Origin of the sequence: Bradyrhizobium guangdongense (assembly GCF_006483445.1) — a bacterium.
Classification (GTDB): domain Bacteria; phylum Pseudomonadota; class Alphaproteobacteria; order Rhizobiales; family Xanthobacteraceae; genus Bradyrhizobium; species Bradyrhizobium guangdongense_A.
This window is the reverse complement of the sequence record NZ_PPPT01000119.1, coordinates 24,585-44,467: the sequence shown is the minus strand read 5'-3', so window position 1 is coordinate 44,467 and position 19,883 is coordinate 24,585. Positions and strand designations below refer to the sequence as shown.

The window sequence follows — 19,883 nt, the reverse complement described above, 5'->3', positions numbered from 1 at the left end:
ACGCCGGAGATGATCGCCTCGCAGGCGATCATCTCCGGCGTGTTCTCGCTGACCCAGCAATCGATCCAGCTCGGCTTCCTGCCGCGCATGCAGATCCGGCACACCCAGAGCGATGCGATGGGCCAGATTTACGTGCCGCTGGTGAACTGGCTGCTCGCAGCCGCAACGCTCGGCGCCGTGCTCTCCTTCGGCAGCTCGGAGGCGCTGGCCGGCGCCTACGGCATCGCGGTGTCGCTGTTGATGGCGATCACCACCCTGCTCGCCGCCCTCGTCGCGATCCAGTGGGGCTATTCGCCGTGGCTGGTGGTTGCGGTCAACGGCTTCTTCTTCGTGATTGACGCGATCTTCTTTGCAGCCAATTCGATCAAGCTGTTCGAGGGCGGCTGGTTTCCGCTGCTGCTCGCCGGCTTCGTCGCCTTCCTGATGCTGACCTGGCGCAGCGGCGTCAAGCTCGTCGAGAGCGCGCGCAGCCGGCTGCGCCAGCCCGAGGAGGATTTGATCGAGACCGCCGTCAACAAATGCCGCGCGAGGCTTCCCGGCACCGCCGTCTACCTCGCCTCGGCGCCGAAGGGCGTGCCGCTCGCGCTGACCCAGTTCGTCAAGCACAACCGCGTGCTGCACGAGCGCGTGCTGCTCGTCACCGTGCTGATCGAAGAGGTCCCGCACGTTCCCGAAGAGGAGCGCGCCGAGGTCATCGAGATCATCCCGGCGATCACGCGCGTGATCCTGCGTTACGGCTTCATGCAGAACCCGACGATCTACGAAGGGCTAAAACTCGCCTGCCGGCAGGGCAAGCTGCCGGGCATCGACCTCACCGACATCACCTATTACGTCGGCCGCGAAACCATCATCCCGCGCGAGGACGTTCCGGGCATGTGGGTCTGGCGCGAGTCGCTGTTCGCCTTCCTGCAACGGAATGCAGAACGTTCAGCAGCGTTCTTCGGCGTGCCGACCGGACAGGTGGTGGAGTTCGGGACGGAGCTGGAGATTTAACTCAGCGCCGTAGCCCGGATGCAGCGAAGCGAAATCCGGGATTCAGCGTGAGGAAGAGACGCGCCCCGGGTTTCGCTTGCGCTTCACCCGGGCTACGCATCGTCCCTATTCGCCGTTGCCGTTCTCGCTGCTACCGCTCTCCGCCTCTTCCGTGATGTGCTCGACCGAGACGACGTGCTCGTCCTCGGCGGTGTCGAACACGATCACGCCCTGGGTCGAGCGGCCGGCGATGCGGATGCCTTCCACGGGGCAGCGGATGAGTTGGCCCTTGTCCGTCACCAGCATGATCTGGTCCGCTTCCTCGACCGGGAACGAGGCCACCAGATTGCCATTTCGCTCATTGACGCTCATCGCAACGATGCCTTTGCCGCCGCGGCCGGTGGTGCGGTACTCGTAGGACGAGGTCCGCTTGCCAAAGCCGTTGACGGAGACGGTGAGCACGACCTGCTCGGCCGCCGACATCTCGACATAACGTTCCTGCGAGAGCTCGCTCGCGCCAGAAGTCTCCTCGGCCTCGACGTCAGTTGCGGCCTCGTCCGTGGCGGTCTCGCCGGCAACGGCACGGCGCATTTTCAGGTAAGCCGAGCGCTCGTCCGACGAGGTCTCGACGTGGCGCAAGATCGCCAGTGAGATTACCTTGTCGGAATCGCCGAGCGCGATGCCGCGCACGCCCATCGAGGTGCGGCCGGTGAACACGCGCACGTCGGTGACGGGGAAGCGGATGCACTGGCCGCCGGCAGCCGTGAGCAGCACGTCGTCGCGCTCGGTGCAGATCTGCACGTCGACGATCGCCTCGTTGTCGTCGAGCTTCATGGCGATGATGCCGGAGCGACGGACGTCGACGAAGTCGGACAGCTTGTTGCGGCGAACGTTGCCGCCCGTCGTGGCGAACATCACGTCGAGCTCGCCCCAGGTGGATTCGTCCTCCGGCAGCGGCATGATGGTCGTGATGCGCTCACCCTGCTCCAGCGGCAGGATGTTGATCAGCGCCTTGCCGCGCGCATTTGGCGCGGCCATCGGCAGCCGCCAGACCTTTTCCTTGTAGACCTGGCCGCGCGAGGAGAAGAACAGCACCGGTGTGTGCGTGGAGGCCACGAACAGCCGGCTGACGAAATCCTCGTCGCGGGTCTGCATGCCGGAGCGGCCCTTGCCGCCGCGGCGCTGCGCCCGGTAGGCGGACAATGGCACGCGCTTGACGTAACCGGCATGCGACACGGTGACGACCATGTCCTCGCGCTGGATCAGGTCCTCGTCCTCGACCTCGCCTTCCTGCTCCATGATCACGGTGCGGCGCGGGGTCGCGAACTCCGCCTTCACTTCGGCGAGTTCGGTCTTGACGATCCCTTGCACGCGGGCGCGCGACCGCAGAATGTCGAGATAATCGCCGATCTCGCCGGCGAGCTTGTCCAGCTCTTCACGGATTTCGTCGCGGCCGAGCGCCGTGAGACGTTGAAGGCGCAGGTCGAGAATGGCCCTGGTCTGCTCCATCGACAGGCGGATCGTACCATCCTCGCTGATGCGGTGACGCGGATCGTCGATCAGGGTGAGCATGTCCTCGACGTCCCGCGCTGGCCAGTCGCGCGACATCAGGGTGTCGCGCGCCGTCGTCGGATCCGGCGAGGTGCGGATGACGCGAATGATCTCGTCGATATTGGCGACCGCGATGGCAAGACCAACGAGGATATGCGCGCGGTCGCGCGCCTTGCCCAGCAGGAACTTGGTCCGCCGTGTGACGACCCGCTCACGGAAGTCGACGAAGATCGAGAGCAGATCCTTCAGATTCATGGTTTGCGGACGGCCGCTGTCGAGCGCCACCATGTTGACGCCGAAGCTCGTCTGCAGCGGCGTGAATCGGTAGAGCTGGTTCAGCACCACGTCAGGCACGGCGTCGCGCTTCAGCTCGACGACGACGCGGAAGCCGTCGCGGTCGGATTCGTCGCGCAGGTCGGCGACGCCTTCGATCTTCTTTTCCTTCACCAGTTCGGCGATGCGCTCGACCATCGTCGCCTTGTTCACCTGGTACGGAATCTCGGTGATGATGAGCGCCTCGCGCTCCTTGCGGATCGTGTCGATCGTGACCTTGCCACGCATCACGACCGAGCCACGGCCCAGATGGTAACCGGCGCGGATGCCCTGGCGTCCCAGAATGACGCCTCCGGTCGGAAAATCCGGGCCCGGCACGAAGTTCATGAGTTCGTCGATGGTGAGCGCGGGATTGTCGATCAACGCCACGCAGGCATCGACGACCTCGCCCAGATTGTGCGGCGGGATGTTGGTCGCCATGCCGACCGCGATGCCGCCGGCGCCGTTGACCAACAGGTTCGGGAACTTGGCCGGGAGGACCGACGGCTCCGTCTCGTTGTTGTCGTAGTTCGGCTGGAAGTCGACGGTGTCCTTGTCGATATCGGCCAGCAGCGCCAGCGCAGCGGGCGTGAGGCGCGCTTCGGTGTAACGATAGGCGGCGGGCGGATCGCCATCGACCGAGCCGAAATTGCCCTGTCCGTCGATCAGCGGCACGCGCATCGAGAAGTCCTGCGCCATGCGGACCATGGCGTCATAGATCGACTGGTCGCCGTGCGGGTGATACTTACCGATGACGTCGCCGACCACGCGGGCTGACTTGACGTACTTCTTGTCCGGCGTGTGCCCCTGCTCGTTCATCGAGAACAGGATGCGGCGGTGCACCGGCTTCAGCCCGTCGCGCGCATCGGGCAGCGCCCGCGACACGATCACGCTCATGGCGTAATCGAGGTAGGACTTCTTCATCTCGTCGAGGATCGAGATCGGGCGAATGTCAGAGGGCTCCGGCTTGTCGCCAGGCTTGTTGTCGTCGTCGTCGGCCAAGGGGGAATCCGGTGAGTTTTGATCTGGGAATCATATAGCGCATCGGGCCCCCGATAACCACCCTTGGAGCGCCTTTCGAAGCGGTTTTTCCGCTCGTTTTTCCAGAGACTTACGGGCTCTCCGGACCGTGCTTTGGAAGCCCCGGAATCGACCGGTAAAAACCGTCCGTCACGAGCCGAAAATGACCTGGTGCATGATCCGTCCGGGCAGCAGCGTGAACACGCCCGCGATCAGCAGCGCGCCGGCGAACAGCATGATCATCATCCGCCGGTGATCGGCCACCCGATGGGTGTGTGCCCGCCACACCGCGATCGGCAGCACGACCAGAGTGAGGACCGACAGCAGGTGGATCGGACTGAAGGGGCCGACCAGGCGGATGGTGTTGATCCAGAATGAGGACACCGCCACGACCAGCATCAGGGCGACCCAGATCCAGCCGACCGTCCGGTGCGGCAGCGTGCCCTTTGGCGCGGCGAACTGAACAAGGCCGAGGACAAAGGCCCCCATGGCCGCAAGGGCATGCAGCGGGATCGCAGGGGCAGCCTCAAGTAGTGGCGTGAGGCTCATGTGGCGCATCCTCTGGTCGGAACGGCTATGTGAATAAGATTAACATGAAGTCAACATCATTCACATCGCAGCCCGCCAAAGACTTGAGGCAGCACCTGAGGCAAACTCGGAAAAACCGAGCTTACCCCATCAATTGGTAAGAAATTCTGTCACTCTACGCGAGCCAACTCAGACTGGAGCTGCGCGGTCTTGGCCAACGCAAGGTCGAAGATTTCACCGGCGGGCCAGAGCGCTATGTCTAGACTTGGGTCGATCGGGACTATTATCCCGGTCCCTTCGCTGGAGCGGTCAAAGTGACCAACGTCCTTTTCGTCTGCAGTGCCAATCGCCTCCGCAGCCCTACCGCCGAACAAGTCTTTTCGACCTGGCCTGGCATCGAGGCCGACTCGGCCGGCATCTCGAACGACGCGGATGTAGTGTTGTCGTCCGAGCAGGTCGAATGGGCCGACATCATCTTCGTCATGGAGAAGACCCACCGCAACAAGCTGAACCGGAAATTCCGGTCCAGCCTGAATGGCACGCGCGTCATCTGCCTCGACATTCCAGACGACTATGAGTTCATGGATCCCGTCTTGGTCCGGATGCTCGAAAGTCGAGCCGGTCGTTTCCTGTCCCGCCTCGGGCCGACTCTTCCCAAGCCCAAGAACGCCAAGCCCTAAAACCGCCAACCCTCAGAACGGGATATCGTCGTCCATGTCGTTGCTGCGGCCGCCTCCGGCGGCAACCGCGCGGCGCGGGGCGCTCGACACCGGACCGCCGGAGCCGAAATCGCCGCCCGCGTCGTCGCCGAAGCTGCCGCCGCCTCCGCCGCCACGGCCATCGAGCATGGTCAGGGTCGAGTTGAAGCCCTGCAGCACGACCTCGGTCGAGTATTTCTCGACGCCGCTCTGGTCAGTCCATTTGCGAGTCTGGAGCGCGCCCTCAATGTAAACCTTGGCGCCCTTCTTCAGGTACTGCTCGACGATCTTGCAGAGCGGCTCGCTGAAGATCACGACACGATGCCACTCGGTCTTTTCCTTGCGCTCGCCGGTGGCCTTGTCGCGCCAGGTCTCCGAGGTCGCGATGCTCAAATTTGCAATCGGCCGCCCGTCCTGGGTCCGGCGGATTTCCGGATCCTTGCCGAGATTTCCAACCAGAATGACCTTGTTGACGCTTCCCGCCATCGCCGCTCTCCACTCCAACCGCTGAATTGTCTGATATTGCCGGGGGCCTCGCCCAAAACCGGCTGGCTGCGCTCTCGCCCTTGCGACGACCCTATACGCCGGCCTGCGCCGGCGAGCCTGCAATCACGCAACTTATCCCCACTATATAGCACTCGCCCAGCAAATGTTCCAGCTTTGTTCTGCGCGCTTCAATGCCGAATTTGTCGGCAATCGGGCAGCAAAAAGTCACTGAAAAGGCGGAACCCGATGGAACCTTTTTGGGTTCCCAAAAATGGCAAAAGATTCTTAACAGTCATTAACTTACCGCAGGTGCACTTGGCCCCTGAGTGTTGCTTTTCGGAGACGGACTCTGCCTCGGAATCGAGCTAAGGCTTGCCTACGAAATTGGTTGTTTGGGCCTCGCCCCTGATCTCCGCTTTGGGGACACCGGAAGCGGATCGTACTGGAGAAAAAAATGAAGAAGATGTTGTTGGGTACCGTCGCTGCAATTGCCTTGGCCGCCCCCGCGAGCGCGGCCGATCTGGCTGCCCGCCCCTACACGAAGGCTCCCATGGTGGCGCCCGCTCCGATCTACACCTGGACCGGTTTCTACGCCGGTATTCAGGGCGGCGGCGGCTGGGGTCGCAGCAACGAGACCTTCTTCGGCGCTCCGAATACGGCGATCTTCGCCGGCACCCAGAATTACGACACCAGCGGCGGTTTCGTCGGCGGCGTGTTCGGCTACAACTGGCAGTCGGGCCCGGTCGTGTTCGGCATCGAGGGCGACTATCACTGGGCTGACATCAGCGGCCGCTCCGCCCAGATCAACCTCGGCGTTGGCGACACCTACTTCACCAAGATCCGCGGCTTCGGCGACATCAAGGGCCGTCTCGGCTATTCGACCGGTCCGGCTCTGTGGTTCGTCAGCGGCGGCGCCGCGGTCGGCGATATCCAGCATCGCTATGATGGCGTTCCCGGCAACGTCTTCGTCCAGAACGACACCCGCTGGGGTTGGACGGTCGGCGCCGGCGCCGAGTACATGTTCGCCCCGAGCTGGTCGGCCAAGGTCGAGTACAACTACATCGACTTCGGCCGCAGCACGATCCAGTACACGGCCGTTCCGACCAACCGTTCCGAATGGACCGACACCGTCCACACCCTCAAGGCTGGCGTGAACTACCACTTCAACTGGGGTGGCCCGGTCGTCGCCAAGTACTGAGTCGAAGTACTGAATTGAAGTACTGATCGGATCTCTTGAAAAGGCCGGCCTCGCGCCGGCCTTTTTGTTGGTCAGGGATCAACCGTGTGCACGCCGGCGTGCACACCTCACCGCCAGCGCCCTTGGGGAAAAGGCGTTCATCCCCATTGACTTGGAGCGACGACGCTTCTCGTCCGAGTGTTGCAGTTGGGAGACGGACGCCAGGGGTAAATTGGGCTAGGATTACAGCGGAATTTGATGATTTGGGCGTCGCGCCTGATTGGCCGCTTCGGGGACAGCAAGAAGCGGCCACAGCCGGGGAAGCAAAAATGAACAAGATTCTGGTCGGCGTCATCGGTGCGTTCGCGTTGAGCCTGTCGGCTCCGGCCAGCGCCGCAGACCTCGCGCCCTACACCAAGGCGCCCGCGCCGATGGTGGCCGCGATCTACGACTGGAGCGGCTTCTACATCGGTCTCAACGGCGGCGGCGGCTCGGCCCGCAAGTGCTGGGACAATTACACCTTCGCCGGCGCGTTGGTCGGCAGCGAAGGCTGCATAACGCAACCGGCGGCACGATCGGTGGCCAGCTCGGCTATCGCATGCAGTCCGGCAATTGGGTGTTCGGCGTCGAAGGCCAGGGCAACTGGGCGGACTTCTCCGGCAGCAACACCAGTGTCCTCTTTCCCGCCCAGCTCAACCGCAGCCGTGTCAACGCTTTCGGTCTCATCACCGGTCAGGTCGGCTATGCTTGGAACAACGTGCTGTTCTACGTGAAGGGCGGCGGCGCTGCCGTCGGCGACAAATACGACATCTTCACCCAGCCCGGCGGCGTCCTGCTCGCCTCGGCTCGTGAAACCCGCTGGGGCGGCACGGTCGGCGCAGGCCTCGAGGTCGGCTTCGCGCCGAACTGGTCCGTTGGTGTCGAGTACGATCACATCTTCACCGGCAGCAACACCCGGACCCTCAACACCGCAGCAGGCGTCGCCTTCCAGAGCGATCGCATCAGCCAGGACGTCGATATTGGCCTGATCCGCGTGAACTACCGCTGGGGCGGCCCGATCATCGCCAAATACTGAGCTGAAGCACTGATCTTCGCCTGACTTGATCTTCGTCTCAAAAGGCCGGCCTCGCGCCGGCCTTTTTGCTGAGCACGCCACAGCCGCCAGTATGCAGATGCATAGCTCCACACGTTTCTCGTGCAATGTTGCTGATTGGACACACAACTTGCGCGTTTAGTCTTGTAAGCGTTGGGCAGGTTGGGCGGTAACGCCCGGGCTCCTTCCAGGTTGTGGAAGGCAAAAAAGACTCTGTGACTGGGGATAGTTGAAATGAAAAAGGTTTTGCTGGCTTCGGCCAGCCTGTTGGCACTGAGCACCTTCGCGCCGGCCAAGGCGGCCGATCTGGCCGCGCGGCCCTACACCAAGGCGCCGGCGCCACTTGCCGCAGTCTACAACTGGACCGGGTTCTATCTCGGTGCCGTTGGCGGCTACGCGCAGGAGAACGCCTCGGGCGATCCGAAGATGAAGGGTGGCTTCGTCGGCGGTACGGTCGGCTACAACTGGCAGACCAGCAACATCGTGTTCGGCCTCGAAGCCGATGGCGCCTGGGCTGACGTGAACGCCTCGGCAACGGCGCTTGGCATCACGGTCGCCTCGAAGACGGATGCACTCGGCACCGTTCGCGGCCGCGTCGGCGTTGCCTTCGACCAGGTGCTGCTCTACGCGACCGGCGGCTACGCCTGGATCGACAACAAGATCAGCGTCACCGCGCTGGGCCTGACCGTGTCCGACAGCAAGTTCCACTCGGGCTGGACGGCCGGTGCAGGTGTCGAGGCTTTCATCGCGCCGCAGTGGTCGGTGAAGGGCGAATACCTCTATCGCAGCCTCGCCGGCGAAACCTACTTTGGCGGAGCCGTGCCCACGGGCACGCTCAACTTCCACTCCATCCAGTTCGGCGTGAACTATCACTTCGGCGGCCCCGTGGTCGCGAAGTACTAAGCGGCTTATCGACTCATGTGACGAAAGGCCGGCCTCGTGCCGGCCTTTTGCTTTTCAGCATCGCGACCGGCATCTCCCGATCGCCGCCGAGCTACAGCAGGCCGACCGTGTTGAAGCCCGCCTTGACGGCCTTCGCTTCGCTGCTGTCGGAACCGTGCAACTTCACCGCCGTGCCGTAGATGACTTTCGCGGCCGTGCGCAGGTCAAGATGGGGCTTGAATTGCTCGAGGCTCGCGATCCAGATCTTCCCGGCGCTTTCCGAGCCGATTTGCATCGCGGCCTCGTAGAAGGCGCGGTTTGGAATTCCGGAATTGATGTGGACGCCGCCGTTGTCATCGGCGAGGCTGCTCGACTGCGTAACGAGCTTGCTGAAATGATCGGGCTGGGCATCCTTGCCCACGATGGCGTCGTCGTAAGCCGTGCCCGGCGATTTCATCGACCTCAGGGGGCGCGTGTCCGCAGGATCATTCTTGCCCGTGATCCATGAAATGGCACCGGGCGCAATGACCCAATCCGCCGTCTGCGCCGTCTGGTTCAGCACCTTCTGCTTGATCAGCGAGGTCAGCACGTCCGTATAGGATTGGACGAGCGCCCCCTCCTGACCGGAATACTCGTAATGCCACCGCGCCAGGATGAACGGGAATGCCGCTTCATGATAGATGATGTCGGGGATGTTCTGAACGCGCGGCGGAGCGTTGATTTTTTCCCCGTCCCAATAGGCATTGAGATAGTCGTTTGCGAGGAGGTTGATCTCCGGCTCGGCCAGATTCGAACCGAACAGGCCGTTCAGAATGTGGGTTGCATCGGCGAGATGCTTCCTCATCCTCTGCACGGCGAGACTGTCGCGATCAGGTGTCGCCTTCGCGATCAACGCTTCCAGCCCGGCTATCTTCGTCGCCAGGCTCTTCGTGTCGAATTTGGACTCTTTGGAGGCCTGGACACGACGATAAAGTGCCAGCGCGCGATCATATTCCTCGGCCCCCTCCGCGATCGAGGCCGCGAAATAGGTCAACTCGTTCCATCCGGCGATGCGATCCGTCAGCGGTCCGACGCTGACGAAGATGCGCTCGAAATCCGATTTGGCCGCGACCTTGTACGTGATGACGCGGCGGTTGATCCGCGCGATTTCGCCGATGGAGTTCACCAGATTTGAGAACTCATCGTCCTGCAGCTCGCCGAATTCGGGGCTGTCTTTGGCCCATCGCCTGTGAATGAGAGCCAGAGCAATGGCATCGGCGACCGATTTCTCGGTTGCATCATCGATCGTCATCCAGAGCGGCTTCGTCTTGCCGAGGCCGAGCGCGTCGATATTGCCGGCGACGATCGCCGACTTTCCTTCCCATGAAACTGCAAATGACAGCGTCCGATCCTGCGCGAACCAGCGCTGGATGCTCGGCAGCAATCCTCCGACATCGACGCCGCCGACCTTGACGTCGATGCTGGTGGGTTCGAACAATTGCGCGTTCAGGACGGCTGTTTTCGGCGTTCCAAGGATGCCGGCCGTCACGCCGTGCGGAACTGCGGCTGCCGCCGCGACTGCGGCGGCCTCCTCCTTCTCCAGCCTGACCTGCTGCTTCTCGTCCTTGAGCGACGATTGGGACTGTTGCAGCTCCCACTCGCGGGTATGCAGTCGCGCAATGATCAAGCGCGCCAGTGTCTCTCCCTCTGCGGAAGCATTTCCGGTCCCGCCAATGACCTTGACCGGCGCGATGACCAGGTCTCCACCCCTGAAGGCCTGCAGGATGGTGGTCGCAAGCCAGATGTTGCAGGCCAGGAGGACCAGGCCGGCCGCTGTGAAAAACGCCATCTTCGCAAATACTTCCATGCGAAGCGTCCAAAATCGAATAATCAGCAATACGATTATTGTATCATGACACAATCTGAAATAGTAGCGAAAACCGAGCGACCGGTCGCACGCCATTCGCGGCCGGAGCGAGCCCCTTCGGAAGGGCCTCCTGCCACGTCCCGCCACGTGGCCAACAATCCGTTGACGAGTCGCAAACGCCTCTGGAAATCCGTCGCCGTTCTTCCTACGTTCGCTGCATACCCAGTGGCGCCATCCCCGGTTCCCGGAGAGGCGCGTCGGCATGCCGGCGCGTTCCGTGCGCCATGAATTTTTCGAAATGAGTTTTTCGAAATGGGTTTTCCTTGGGGACCACCAGGATGGATGAAGTGATCAAGGCGAAGCGCCAACAACAGAACGCGGGCTCCAGCCTGCGCGCAATTACGATCCGTGGCGCGCGCGAGCACAACCTCAAGAACATCGACGTCGAGATTCCCCGCGACAAGCTGGTGGTGTTCACGGGCCTCTCCGGTTCCGGAAAATCTTCGCTCGCTTTCGACACCATCTATGCGGAAGGCCAGCGCCGCTACGTCGAGTCGCTCTCCGCCTATGCCCGCCAGTTCCTGGAGATGATGCAGAAGCCGGACGTCGACCAGATCGACGGCCTGTCGCCGGCAATCTCGATCGAGCAGAAGACGACCTCGAAGAACCCGCGCTCGACCGTCGGCACCGTCACCGAGATCTACGACTATATGCGCCTGCTCTGGGCCCGCGTCGGCGTGCCCTATTCGCCCGCCACCGGGCTGCCGATCGAGAGCCAGACCGTCTCGCAGATGGTCGACCGCGTGCTGGCGCTGCCCGAAGGCACCCGCCTCTACCTGCTCGCGCCCGTCGTGCGCGGCCGCAAGGGCGAGTACAAGAAGGAGCTCGCCGAATGGCTCAAGAAGGGCTTTCAGCGCGTCAAGATCGACGGCACTTTTTATGAGCTCGCGGAAGCGCCTACGCTCGACAAGAAATTCCCGCACGACATCGACGTCGTCGTCGACCGCATCGTGGTGCGCGCGGATATCGGCCAGCGCCTCGCCGAAAGCTTTGAGACCGCGCTGAAGCTCGCCGAGGGCCTCGCGGTGGTCGAATTCGCCGACGCGCCGGCTGCGGCTCCAGCGGAAGAGAAAAAGAAGACCGCAAAGATCCACGACAAGAGCGGGCCCGAGCGCATCCTGTTCTCGGAAAAGTTCGCGTGCCCGGTATCCGGCTTCACGATCCCCGAGATCGAGCCGCGCCTGTTTTCGTTCAACAACCCCTATGGCGCCTGCCCCGCCTGCGGCGGCCTTGGCGTCGAGCAGCATGTCGACGAGGATCTCGTCATCCCCGACAAGGAGATGGCGATCGGCAAGGGCGCGATCGCGCCCTGGGCCAAGTCGTCGTCGCCTTATTATATCCAGACGCTGACCGCGCTCGGCAAGCACTACAAGTTCACGCTGACCACCAAATGGAAGGATCTGCCAAAGAAGACGCAGACCGCGATCCTCCACGGCTCCGGCGAGGACGAGATCAAGTTCTCCTATGAGGACGGCGTCCGTTCCTACGACACGAAGAAGCCGTTCGAGGGCGTCATCACCAACATCAACCGCCGCTACCGCGAGACCGAGAGCGAGTGGGCGCGCGAGGAGCTGGCGAAATATTTCCACGACGTGCCCTGCGAGGGCTGCAAGGGCTATCGGCTCAAGCCCGAGGCGCTCTGCGTCAAGGTCGGGGGCAAGCATATCGGCGAGATCTCCGAGCTGTCGGTGAAGGGCGCCGGCGCCTGGTTCGAGACCGTGCCGGCGGCGCTGAACAGCCAGCAGAACGAGATCGCCGGCCGCATCCTCAAGGAGATCCGCGAGCGCCTCACCTTCCTGCTCGACGTCGGCCTCAACTACCTCACCCTGTCCCGCTCCTCCGGCACGCTGTCGGGCGGCGAGAGCCAGCGCATCCGCCTGGCCTCGCAGATCGGCTCGGGACTCACGGGCGTGCTCTACGTGCTGGACGAGCCGTCGATCGGCCTGCACCAGCGTGACAACGCCCGCCTGCTCGATACGCTGAAGCGCCTCCGCGACCTCGGCAACACCGTTGTCGTGGTCGAACATGACGAGGACGCCATTCGCCTCGCCGATTACGTGCTCGATATCGGCCCCGGCGCCGGCATGCATGGCGGCCACATCGTCGCCGAAGGCACGCCCGCCGAGATCATGCGCAATCCGAAATCGCTGACCGGCAAATATCTCACCGGCGAGCTCGAGGTCGAGGTGCCCGAGCGACGGCCGCCGAACCATCGCCGCACCATCAAGGTGGTGAACGCGCGCGGCAATAACCTGAAGAACGTCACCGCCGAGATTCCGCTCGGCCTGTTCACGTGCGTCACCGGCGTATCCGGTGGGGGCAAGTCGACGCTGCTGATCGACACGCTCTACCGCGCCATCGCCCGCAAGCTGAACAACGCCAGCGAGGGTGCGGCCCCGCACGACCGTATTGAGGGCCTCGAGCACATCGACAAGATCATCGACATCGACCAGTCACCGATCGGCCGCACCCCGCGCTCGAATCCCGCGACCTATACCGGCGCCTTCACGCCGATCCGCGAATGGTTTGCCGGCCTGCCCGAAGCCAAGGCGCGCGGCTACGAGCCCGGCCGCTTCTCCTTCAACGTCAAGGGCGGCCGCTGCGAGGCCTGCCAGGGCGACGGCGTCATCAAGATCGAGATGCACTTTTTGCCCGACGTCTACGTCACCTGCGATGTTTGCAAAGGAAAACGCTACAACCGCGAGACGCTCGAAGTCCTATTCAAGGGCAAGAGCATCGCAGATGTGCTCGACATGACCGTCGAGGAAGCCGCCGAGTTCTTCAAGGCCGTCCCGCGCGTTCGCGAAACCTTCAACACGCTGCACCGCGTCGGCCTGGATTACATCCATGTGGGACAGCAGGCCACGACGCTGTCAGGCGGCGAAGCCCAACGCGTCAAGCTCGCCAAGGAATTGTCGAAGCGCGCCACCGGCCGCACGCTCTATATCCTGGACGAGCCGACCACCGGTCTCCATTTCCACGACGTCAAGAAGCTGCTGGAAGTGCTGCACGAGCTGGTCGCCCAGGGCAACACGGTCGTCGTCATCGAGCACAATCTCGAAGTCATCAAGACCGCAGACTGGGTCATCGACCTCGGCCCCGAAGGCGGCGACGGCGGCGGCGAAATCGTCGCCTGGGGCCCGCCCGAGGACATCGTCAAGGCGCCACGGAGCTACACGGGCAAGTTTTTGGCCCCGGTGCTGGAGAAGGCGAACAAGCCGAAGCGGCGGAGGGCGGCGAGCGAGGCGGCGGAGTAGACGACGTTCACGCCGGTTTCACGTCGTCAGTAGGATTGGCTACAGCGGGCGAGACCGGAGGCGTCCCTCTTCCACCACGATGTAACGGCCTATGAGTTTCTCGCCGAACTGATCAACGGCCTCCATCAGGCGCGCATTCGCAAGTTGAGTTCTGTCCGGATCAATCCGGACCAGGATTAGGCCCGGCACTGCTTGGGCACGACGAAAAACCAGCTCACCGAAATCCTTGTCTGCCGTAAGCAAAACCCGCCCTTCGCGGGAGGCGAGCTGCATCACCTCGACATCACTCAAGCTTGCCGAGACTTCTGCGACGTAAAGCACGTCGTGGCCCGCACCGCGCAGCGTTCGAACCATCGAAGACGCAACGCACTCGTCCGCAAGCCAGAACACGGCGTTAGCGGTAGATGATGTCTTCGTCGGCGAGATAGTCGGCCGCAAACGCCTGCGCCGCCCGAACATCATCAAGTGCAAGTCGTGGATGTTCGGAGAGGATGGCTTCGGTGGTCATGCCGGCCCCCAGCTTGCGCAGGACCAATTCGACCGGAACGCGCGTTCCGCGGATGACCGGCTTGCCGTCCATGATCGCCGGGTTGATTTCGATCCGTTCGTGACGCATGGCTATCCTCAAATCCTACTGAAAAGTAGCACGCTTTTCATCGCTTGTCAGCGGGTCACCCGTTCAACTCTCATGCCCTACTCCCTCGCCATCTTCGATCTCGACGGCACACTCGCCGACAGCTTTCCGTGGTTTTTGCGCACCATCAACGACATCGCCGATCGCTTCGGCTTCCGCCGTGTCGCCGATGACGAGATCGAGACGCTGCGCCATGCCTCGTCGCGGGAGATTTTGAGCACGCTCGAGGTGCCCGTCTGGAAACTGCCGATGATCGCCCGCTATGTGCGGCGGCTGAAGGCGGAGCATGCGGCGACCATCCCGCTCTTCCCGGGCGTCGAGGCGATGCTGCGGCGGCTCGCCGGCAACGGCGTGACATTGGCGCTGGTCACGTCGGACAGCGAGGCCAACGCACGCGAGAAGCTCGGCGCGGCAGCGGCGCTGTTTGCGCACTACGATTGCTCGGCCTCGCTGTTCGGCAAGGCTACAAAATTCCGCCGCGTGACGCGGCGCGCGGGCGTAAGGCCGGCTGATGTCATCGCCATCGGTGACGAGGTGCGCGACATCGAGGCCGCGCGCAGTGCGGGGATTGCCTGCGGCGCGGTCGCATGGGGTTATGCCGCGCCGGCGGCGCTGCAGGCCCTTGCGCCGGACCATCTGTTCGCGCAGATGGACGAGATCGCGGGCACGCTATGTCCGCGCAATCCGGGGACACGATGATGGCCATCACGGAAGCAGCCCGCCTGAAACTCCTGACGCCGCCCGGAGGCCGGTTGCGCGTCGTGCTCGACACCGACACGTTTAACGAGATCGACGACCAGTTCGCGCTGGTCCAGATGCTGTTGTCGAAGGAACGCTTTGACGTCGAGGCGATCTATGCCGTGCCGTTCTTCAACAAGCGCGCGGAAAACCCCGGCCATGGCATGGAGCTGAGCTATCAGGAAATCCTGCGCCTGCTGGAGCGGCTGAACGTCTCGCCCGAGGGCCTCGTCCATCGCGGCGTCGCCGACTATGTCGGCCCCGCCAAGCAGGCCCGGGAGGCGCCGGCGGTCGACGACCTGATCGCCCGGGCACGCGCCGGCTCGCCGGACAAGCCACTCTACATCGTCGCCATCGGCGCCATCAGCAATGTCGCCTCGGCGCTTTTGAAGGCGCCCGACATCGTCGATCGTACCGTCGTGGTCTGGCTCGGCGGCCATGCGCTGGAATGGCCCGATACGGTCGAGTTCAACCTCAAGCAGGACGTCGGCGGCGCGCAGGTGCTGCTCGACAGCGGCGTGCCGCTGGTGCTCGTGCCCTGCAAGGGCGTCACCTCGCATTTGCACGCGACCGTCCCGGAGATCGAGCGCTACGTCGAACCCCACGGCGACATCGGCGCGTTCCTTGCGATGCGCTTCAAGGAGTATTCCTCCGATCACCTCGGCTGGGCCAAGGAGATCTGGGACATGGCGCCGGTCGGCTGGCTGCTCAATCCGGAGTGGGCGCCCAGCGTGATCATCCCGGCGCCGGTTTTGACGGATCAGATGACGTGGAGCACCGACCGCCGGCGGCACGCGATCCGCTACGTCACCTATGTCAACCGCAATCCGATCCTGAAGGACTTCTTCGTAAAGCTGAAGGCGTTCGCCGCGTCGAAGGTGCCGTAGGGTGGGTTAGCTCCGCGGCTGCGCGAAGCGCAGTCCGCGCGGCGTAGCCCACCACGTCTGTCGACGCGGAGACCAAAGCGGTGGGTTACGCTGCGGACTGCGCTTCGCGCAACCGCATGCTAACCCACCCTACGAATCCCGCCCCCTACTCCGTCCGTCGCAAGAACGCCCCGAACGCGCGCGGGCCGTCGCCGACGGTGACCTGGCCGATCACCTTCAGCTCGGCCGCATCGATGATGCTGAGCGTGTTGCTTTCCCAGTTCGCCACGATGATGCGCTTGCCGTCGGCCGTCGCGGCAATTCCTTCCGGGTAGTCGCCGACATTAAGGCGCTTCACCGGTTTCAACGTCGCGAGGTCGAACACGCTGACCGTGCCACCATACTGATCGGTGACGAAGCCGCGGCCCTGCGCCAGCGCCACCGCGTAAGGACGCATGCCCACCGCCACCCGGCCGACCTCCTTCGCCTCGGCGACATCGATCACCGAGACGTCGTCCGATCCGACATTGGCGGTGAAGGCGCGCTTGCCTTCGGCGTCAACAGTCACGCCGAATGGGCGCGTGCCAACCTTGATCGTCGTCCGCCGAACACGTGTTGCGGTGTCGATGACGGAGACGCTGTCGTCGTCGCGATCGGCCGACAGCAGCAATTTGCCGTCAGGCGTCACCGCGAGCCCGGAGGGCGAGGCGCCGACCGCGATGCTCGCCGCTACGCTGTTTGACTTCGCGTCGATCACCCGCACGGCAGCCGCATACCAGTCGGCAACGTAGACGGTCGCACCATCGGGCGCGACAGCAATCCCGATCGGGCCGCCGCCGACATCGATCTTGCCGACCACCTTTCGCGCCGCCGCATCGACGACGGTCACCGCCTTGGCATCCGGGCTCGTCACATAGGCAACGCGTCCGTCGGCGGTCACGGCGATACCGGCGGGCTTGCCGCCGATCGCGATCGTCGCAACCGGTTTTGAGGTCGCAAGGTCTACGACCGTCAGATCGTCGCTCAACTGGTTGGTGACGAACGCTTCTTCGGCATAGGCGCCTTCAGCCGCTGACAGCGCGATGCTGGCGGCGAGCGCCGCCAGAACCAGGATGCGCACGGATCAGCTTCCGCTTTCGAGCTTCTTCTTCAGCCCTTCGAGCCCGGCCTTGTAGAGCCCGCTCACCGCCTTTACCGCGGCCTCGTCGCTCAGCTCCGGCGGCGGATCGTTGTTGGGAAAGCCGCGGTAGAACGCGCCGGCCCATTCCACCTTCGACTTGCCGTCGGGCGCGGGCGAGACGGTCAGGGTCGAGGAATAGTTGGTGACCGGCAGCACCTTCACGTCCACGGCCGTGATCCGGTACGAATAGCTCAACATATCCGGCTCGTATTTGTAGAGCTCCTCGTCGACGGTGGCGCCGCCCTGCAGCGTCAGTTTTCGCGTCGCGCCGACCTCGTTGCCCTTCTCGCCTTCGGTCTTGGTGACGGGCGCGAGCCAGCTCATGTCCTGGAAATTGCCGATCGCGGCCCACACCTTGGCCTGGGGCACGTTGATCTCGATGGATTCCCGCACCTTTTGCCGGGTCGGCCCATGGGCCCAGCTTGGAACCAGGGCCGCCGCCACACCCGCGACAGTCAGCGCCGCAACCACGGCCTTCGTCGTCGTCCTCATGTCGTTTCCTCAATCGTCTCGTTGCGTCCTGCGCGACTGACGCGCGCTAGGGGCCATCGTAGCGCAGTTTTTGGCCGGATCGAGACAATTGTGGTGGAAGCCTCACGCCGCCGGCAGCATGAACGCGTCGAAATAGGCCGCAAGCTCCCGGTGCGCGTCGAGCGGCAGCACATGCGCGACATACTGGTCCGGCCGCACGATCACCATGCAGCCCCTGCTCCGGTCGATGCCGCGCATCGCAAAGATGTCCTGGCCGCCTTTGAGGTCGGGGCAAAACACCTTTTCGTAGTCGCGCAAGCCATAGCGCCCCTTCGCCGGCAGCAGCAGCGGCGGCACTTTCGCGATGTCGAGGGTCGCATGCGCTTGCTGCAACACGCCGCGGACGTCAATGACTGCGTCGATATCAGCCCCGGCCGGCGTATAGCGCCGCACCGGCGACGCCCCGTCATCGCTGAGGAAGTTGCACAAGCCGCGGATGCCCGCATCATCCGTCCCGGCGAATGCATAGATCCGCCAGCGCCCGTCGGCCTTGGCGACATGGCCGAGGTGAAGGGGCTTTGCATCCGACACACGCACGACCGGCGCCGAGTGAAAGCGCATGCCGATCGTAAATCCCTTGGCGAGATTTTGGTAAGTCGCCTCGCCGGTGAGGAGTGACGGCCGATAATGCGCTGCCGTGCCTGCGGTATAGCGCCCGTGCCGCACAAAGTAGTCCTGCGTCTTCGCAGCGTCGCCGCCCGCACCATCGCCCTTGGCGGAGGCCAGGATGTCGGCCCATTCGCGATCGAAGTCGATCAGCTCCTTGGCGATCGCACGGCGTTCGGCGGAATAGCTGTGCAACAGGCTCGCGGGAGAGCGTTTGCGCAGTACAGCGGCGAGCTTCCAGCCGAGATTGAAGGCGTCCTGCATCGAGACGTTCATGCCCTGCCCGGCCTTCGGGCTGTGGGTGTGGCAGGCATCGCCGGCAATGAACACATGTGGCAGGCGCGTCGCGACCTCGCCCTCCGGCACGTCGTCGAACTTGTCGGTGAGGCGCTGGCCGATCTCGTAGACCGACCACCAGGCGACCTCCTTCACCTCGAGCGTATGCGGGTTGAGGATGCGCCGCGCCTTCGCGATCAGGTCGTCGACGGTGATGTTGCGATTGGCGACGCGCTCGCCGGCATCGAGATTGGTCAGCTCGACATAGAGCCGGACGAGGTAGCCACCCTCGCGCGGAATGATGATCATGCTGCCGTCATGGGCGGACTGGATCAGGCATTTGAAGCGGATGTCGGGAAAATCGGTCACCGCGAGCACGTCCATCACGCCCCAGGCGTGGTTGGCGGATTCGCCGACGAGCTCACGCCCGATCGATTTGCGCACCGCCGAACGCGCGCCGTCGCAGCCGACGACATAGCGCGCCTTGACGGTCTCGATCCTGCCCTCGTTGTCGGCATCGACCCGTTCGAGCCGGACCGTCGCCGGATGCGACGCGGCCGGGTCGACCGTGAGGTCGAGCAGCCGGCGCGCATAATGCGGCTCGAGTTTTGTCGGCGATCGCCGCATGATGTCGAGATAGCCGTCATGCACGCGTGCCTGGTTGAGGATGACATGGGGGAATTCCGATAGCCCGTCCTCGACGTCCTGCACCCGCCCGCTGCGTGCGATCTGCTCCGGCTGCTTCGCGTCGGGCTTCCAGAACGTCGTCTCCGTGATCCAGCAGGATTCCTTCTGAATGCGCTCGGCGAAACCGAAGGCGTTGAACATCTCCATGGTGCGGCAGGCAACGCCATCGGCCTGGCCGCGCAACAGCCGGCTCGCCTTCTGCTCGACGATGCAGGTCTTGATGTCGGGAAACTGCGAGAGCTGCGCGGCGAGCGTCAGGCCCGCGGGCCCGCAGCCGACGATGAGGACGTCAACCTCTGCCGGGACGGCGCCCGGCATGCCCGACGGCGGCACGCGCTCGGCGGGATCGGCAATCTCGGGATCGCCCGGCTCAAAGCCGTTGAGATGGAATTGCATGGCGTGCTCCTCCCCGTCATGGGCCGCATTCTGCGGTCCGGCCTTCATTTTCGATATTGCTCAGTATGCTGACTATCAGTATACTTG

Annotated in this window: 16 protein-coding genes and 1 pseudogene; 8 read left to right on the top strand and 9 right to left on the bottom strand. The window is 63.6% G+C overall.

Going from position 1 to position 19,883, the window contains the following annotated elements; all coding sequences use genetic code 11:
* A partial coding sequence (locus C2U70_RS17720) for a KUP/HAK/KT family potassium transporter (RefSeq protein WP_186294323.1) occupies positions 1 to 993 on the top strand: 993 nt, incomplete at its 5' end.
* A 105-nt stretch (positions 994 to 1,098) separates the two neighbouring features.
* On the opposite strand, the gene gyrA is transcribed toward C2U70_RS17720, so the two are convergent.
* Complete coding sequence (gene gyrA / locus C2U70_RS17715; RefSeq protein WP_140979717.1) at positions 1,099 to 3,837, bottom strand: DNA gyrase subunit A; 2,739 nt, start codon at positions 3,835 to 3,837, stop codon at positions 1,099 to 1,101.
* Positions 3,838 to 4,005: 168 nt separating this feature from the next.
* Positions 4,006 to 4,404, bottom strand: a complete 399-nt coding sequence (locus C2U70_RS17710; RefSeq protein ID WP_140979716.1) for a DUF2306 domain-containing protein — start codon at positions 4,402 to 4,404, stop codon at positions 4,006 to 4,008.
* Between the two features lie 293 nt (positions 4,405 to 4,697).
* Here C2U70_RS17710 and C2U70_RS17705 point away from each other — a divergent pair, with 293 nt between their 5' ends.
* Positions 4,698 to 5,063: a low molecular weight protein tyrosine phosphatase family protein gene (locus tag C2U70_RS17705; RefSeq protein WP_140979715.1), complete on the top strand. Its 366-nt coding sequence runs from the start codon at positions 4,698 to 4,700 to the stop codon at positions 5,061 to 5,063.
* 12 nt (positions 5,064 to 5,075) lie between these two features.
* Here C2U70_RS17705 and C2U70_RS17700 read toward each other — a convergent pair whose 3' ends face one another.
* Positions 5,076 to 5,567, bottom strand: a complete 492-nt coding sequence (locus tag C2U70_RS17700; RefSeq protein ID WP_140979714.1) for a single-stranded DNA-binding protein — start codon at positions 5,565 to 5,567, stop codon at positions 5,076 to 5,078.
* A gap of 454 nt (positions 5,568 to 6,021) precedes the next feature.
* Between C2U70_RS17700 and C2U70_RS17695 the strand changes: the two genes are divergently transcribed.
* The 3 genes and pseudogenes from C2U70_RS17695 to C2U70_RS17685 all read left to right on the top strand — a co-directional run bounded on the left by C2U70_RS17695 (position 6,022) and on the right by C2U70_RS17685 (position 8,740).
* Positions 6,022 to 6,765 carry an outer membrane protein gene (locus C2U70_RS17695; protein WP_140979713.1) on the top strand — a complete coding sequence of 248 codons (744 nt, stop codon included), beginning with the start codon at positions 6,022 to 6,024 and terminating at the stop codon, positions 6,763 to 6,765.
* Positions 6,766 to 7,073: 308 nt separating this feature from the next.
* A pseudogene (locus C2U70_RS17690) lies at positions 7,074 to 7,819 on the top strand (outer membrane protein).
* 252 nt (positions 7,820 to 8,071) lie between these two features.
* On the top strand, positions 8,072 to 8,740 hold the full coding sequence (locus C2U70_RS17685) for an outer membrane protein (RefSeq protein ID WP_140979712.1): 669 nt from the start codon (positions 8,072 to 8,074) through the stop codon (positions 8,738 to 8,740).
* A gap of 91 nt (positions 8,741 to 8,831) precedes the next feature.
* Here C2U70_RS17685 and C2U70_RS17680 read toward each other — a convergent pair whose 3' ends face one another.
* Positions 8,832 to 10,661 (bottom strand): M4 family metallopeptidase, encoded by a 1,830-nt coding sequence (locus C2U70_RS17680; RefSeq protein WP_186294322.1) that lies wholly within the window; start codon positions 10,659 to 10,661, stop codon positions 8,832 to 8,834.
* A gap of 242 nt (positions 10,662 to 10,903) precedes the next feature.
* On the opposite strand from C2U70_RS17680, the gene uvrA reads away from it, so the two are divergent.
* Positions 10,904 to 13,882 carry an excinuclease ABC subunit UvrA gene (gene uvrA / locus C2U70_RS17675; RefSeq protein WP_140979710.1) on the top strand — a complete coding sequence of 993 codons (2,979 nt, stop codon included), beginning with the start codon at positions 10,904 to 10,906 and terminating at the stop codon, positions 13,880 to 13,882.
* Positions 13,883 to 13,921: 39 nt separating this feature from the next.
* Here uvrA and C2U70_RS17670 read toward each other — a convergent pair whose 3' ends face one another.
* Complete coding sequence (locus tag C2U70_RS17670; RefSeq protein WP_140979709.1) at positions 13,922 to 14,272, bottom strand: DUF5615 family PIN-like protein; 351 nt, start codon at positions 14,270 to 14,272, stop codon at positions 13,922 to 13,924.
* Positions 14,273 to 14,276: 4 nt separating this feature from the next.
* On the bottom strand, positions 14,277 to 14,498 hold the full coding sequence (locus C2U70_RS17665; protein WP_140979708.1) for a DUF433 domain-containing protein: 222 nt from the start codon (positions 14,496 to 14,498) through the stop codon (positions 14,277 to 14,279).
* Between the two features lie 72 nt (positions 14,499 to 14,570).
* Here C2U70_RS17665 and C2U70_RS17660 point away from each other — a divergent pair, with 72 nt between their 5' ends.
* Both C2U70_RS17660 and C2U70_RS17655 read left to right on the top strand, forming a co-directional pair.
* Positions 14,571 to 15,215 carry an HAD-IA family hydrolase gene (locus C2U70_RS17660; RefSeq protein ID WP_140979707.1) on the top strand — a complete coding sequence of 215 codons (645 nt, stop codon included), beginning with the start codon at positions 14,571 to 14,573 and terminating at the stop codon, positions 15,213 to 15,215.
* Positions 15,215 to 16,141, top strand: coding sequence for a nucleoside hydrolase (locus tag C2U70_RS17655; RefSeq protein ID WP_140979706.1), 927 nt, complete (start codon positions 15,215 to 15,217; stop codon positions 16,139 to 16,141). The genes C2U70_RS17660 and C2U70_RS17655 overlap by 1 nt, the downstream gene beginning before the upstream one ends.
* Before the next feature lie 145 nt (positions 16,142 to 16,286).
* On the opposite strand, the gene C2U70_RS17650 is transcribed toward C2U70_RS17655, so the two are convergent.
* The 3 genes from C2U70_RS17650 to C2U70_RS17640 form a co-directional block, all read right to left on the bottom strand.
* Complete coding sequence (locus tag C2U70_RS17650; RefSeq protein ID WP_140979705.1) at positions 16,287 to 17,240, bottom strand: cytochrome D1 domain-containing protein; 954 nt, start codon at positions 17,238 to 17,240, stop codon at positions 16,287 to 16,289.
* A 3-nt stretch (positions 17,241 to 17,243) separates the two neighbouring features.
* On the bottom strand, positions 17,244 to 17,792 hold the full coding sequence (locus C2U70_RS17645; RefSeq protein WP_140979704.1) for an SRPBCC family protein: 549 nt from the start codon (positions 17,790 to 17,792) through the stop codon (positions 17,244 to 17,246).
* A gap of 102 nt (positions 17,793 to 17,894) precedes the next feature.
* Positions 17,895 to 19,796: an FAD-binding monooxygenase gene (locus tag C2U70_RS17640; protein WP_140979703.1), complete on the bottom strand. Its 1,902-nt coding sequence runs from the start codon at positions 19,794 to 19,796 to the stop codon at positions 17,895 to 17,897.
* Positions 19,797 to 19,883 lie beyond the last annotated feature (87 nt).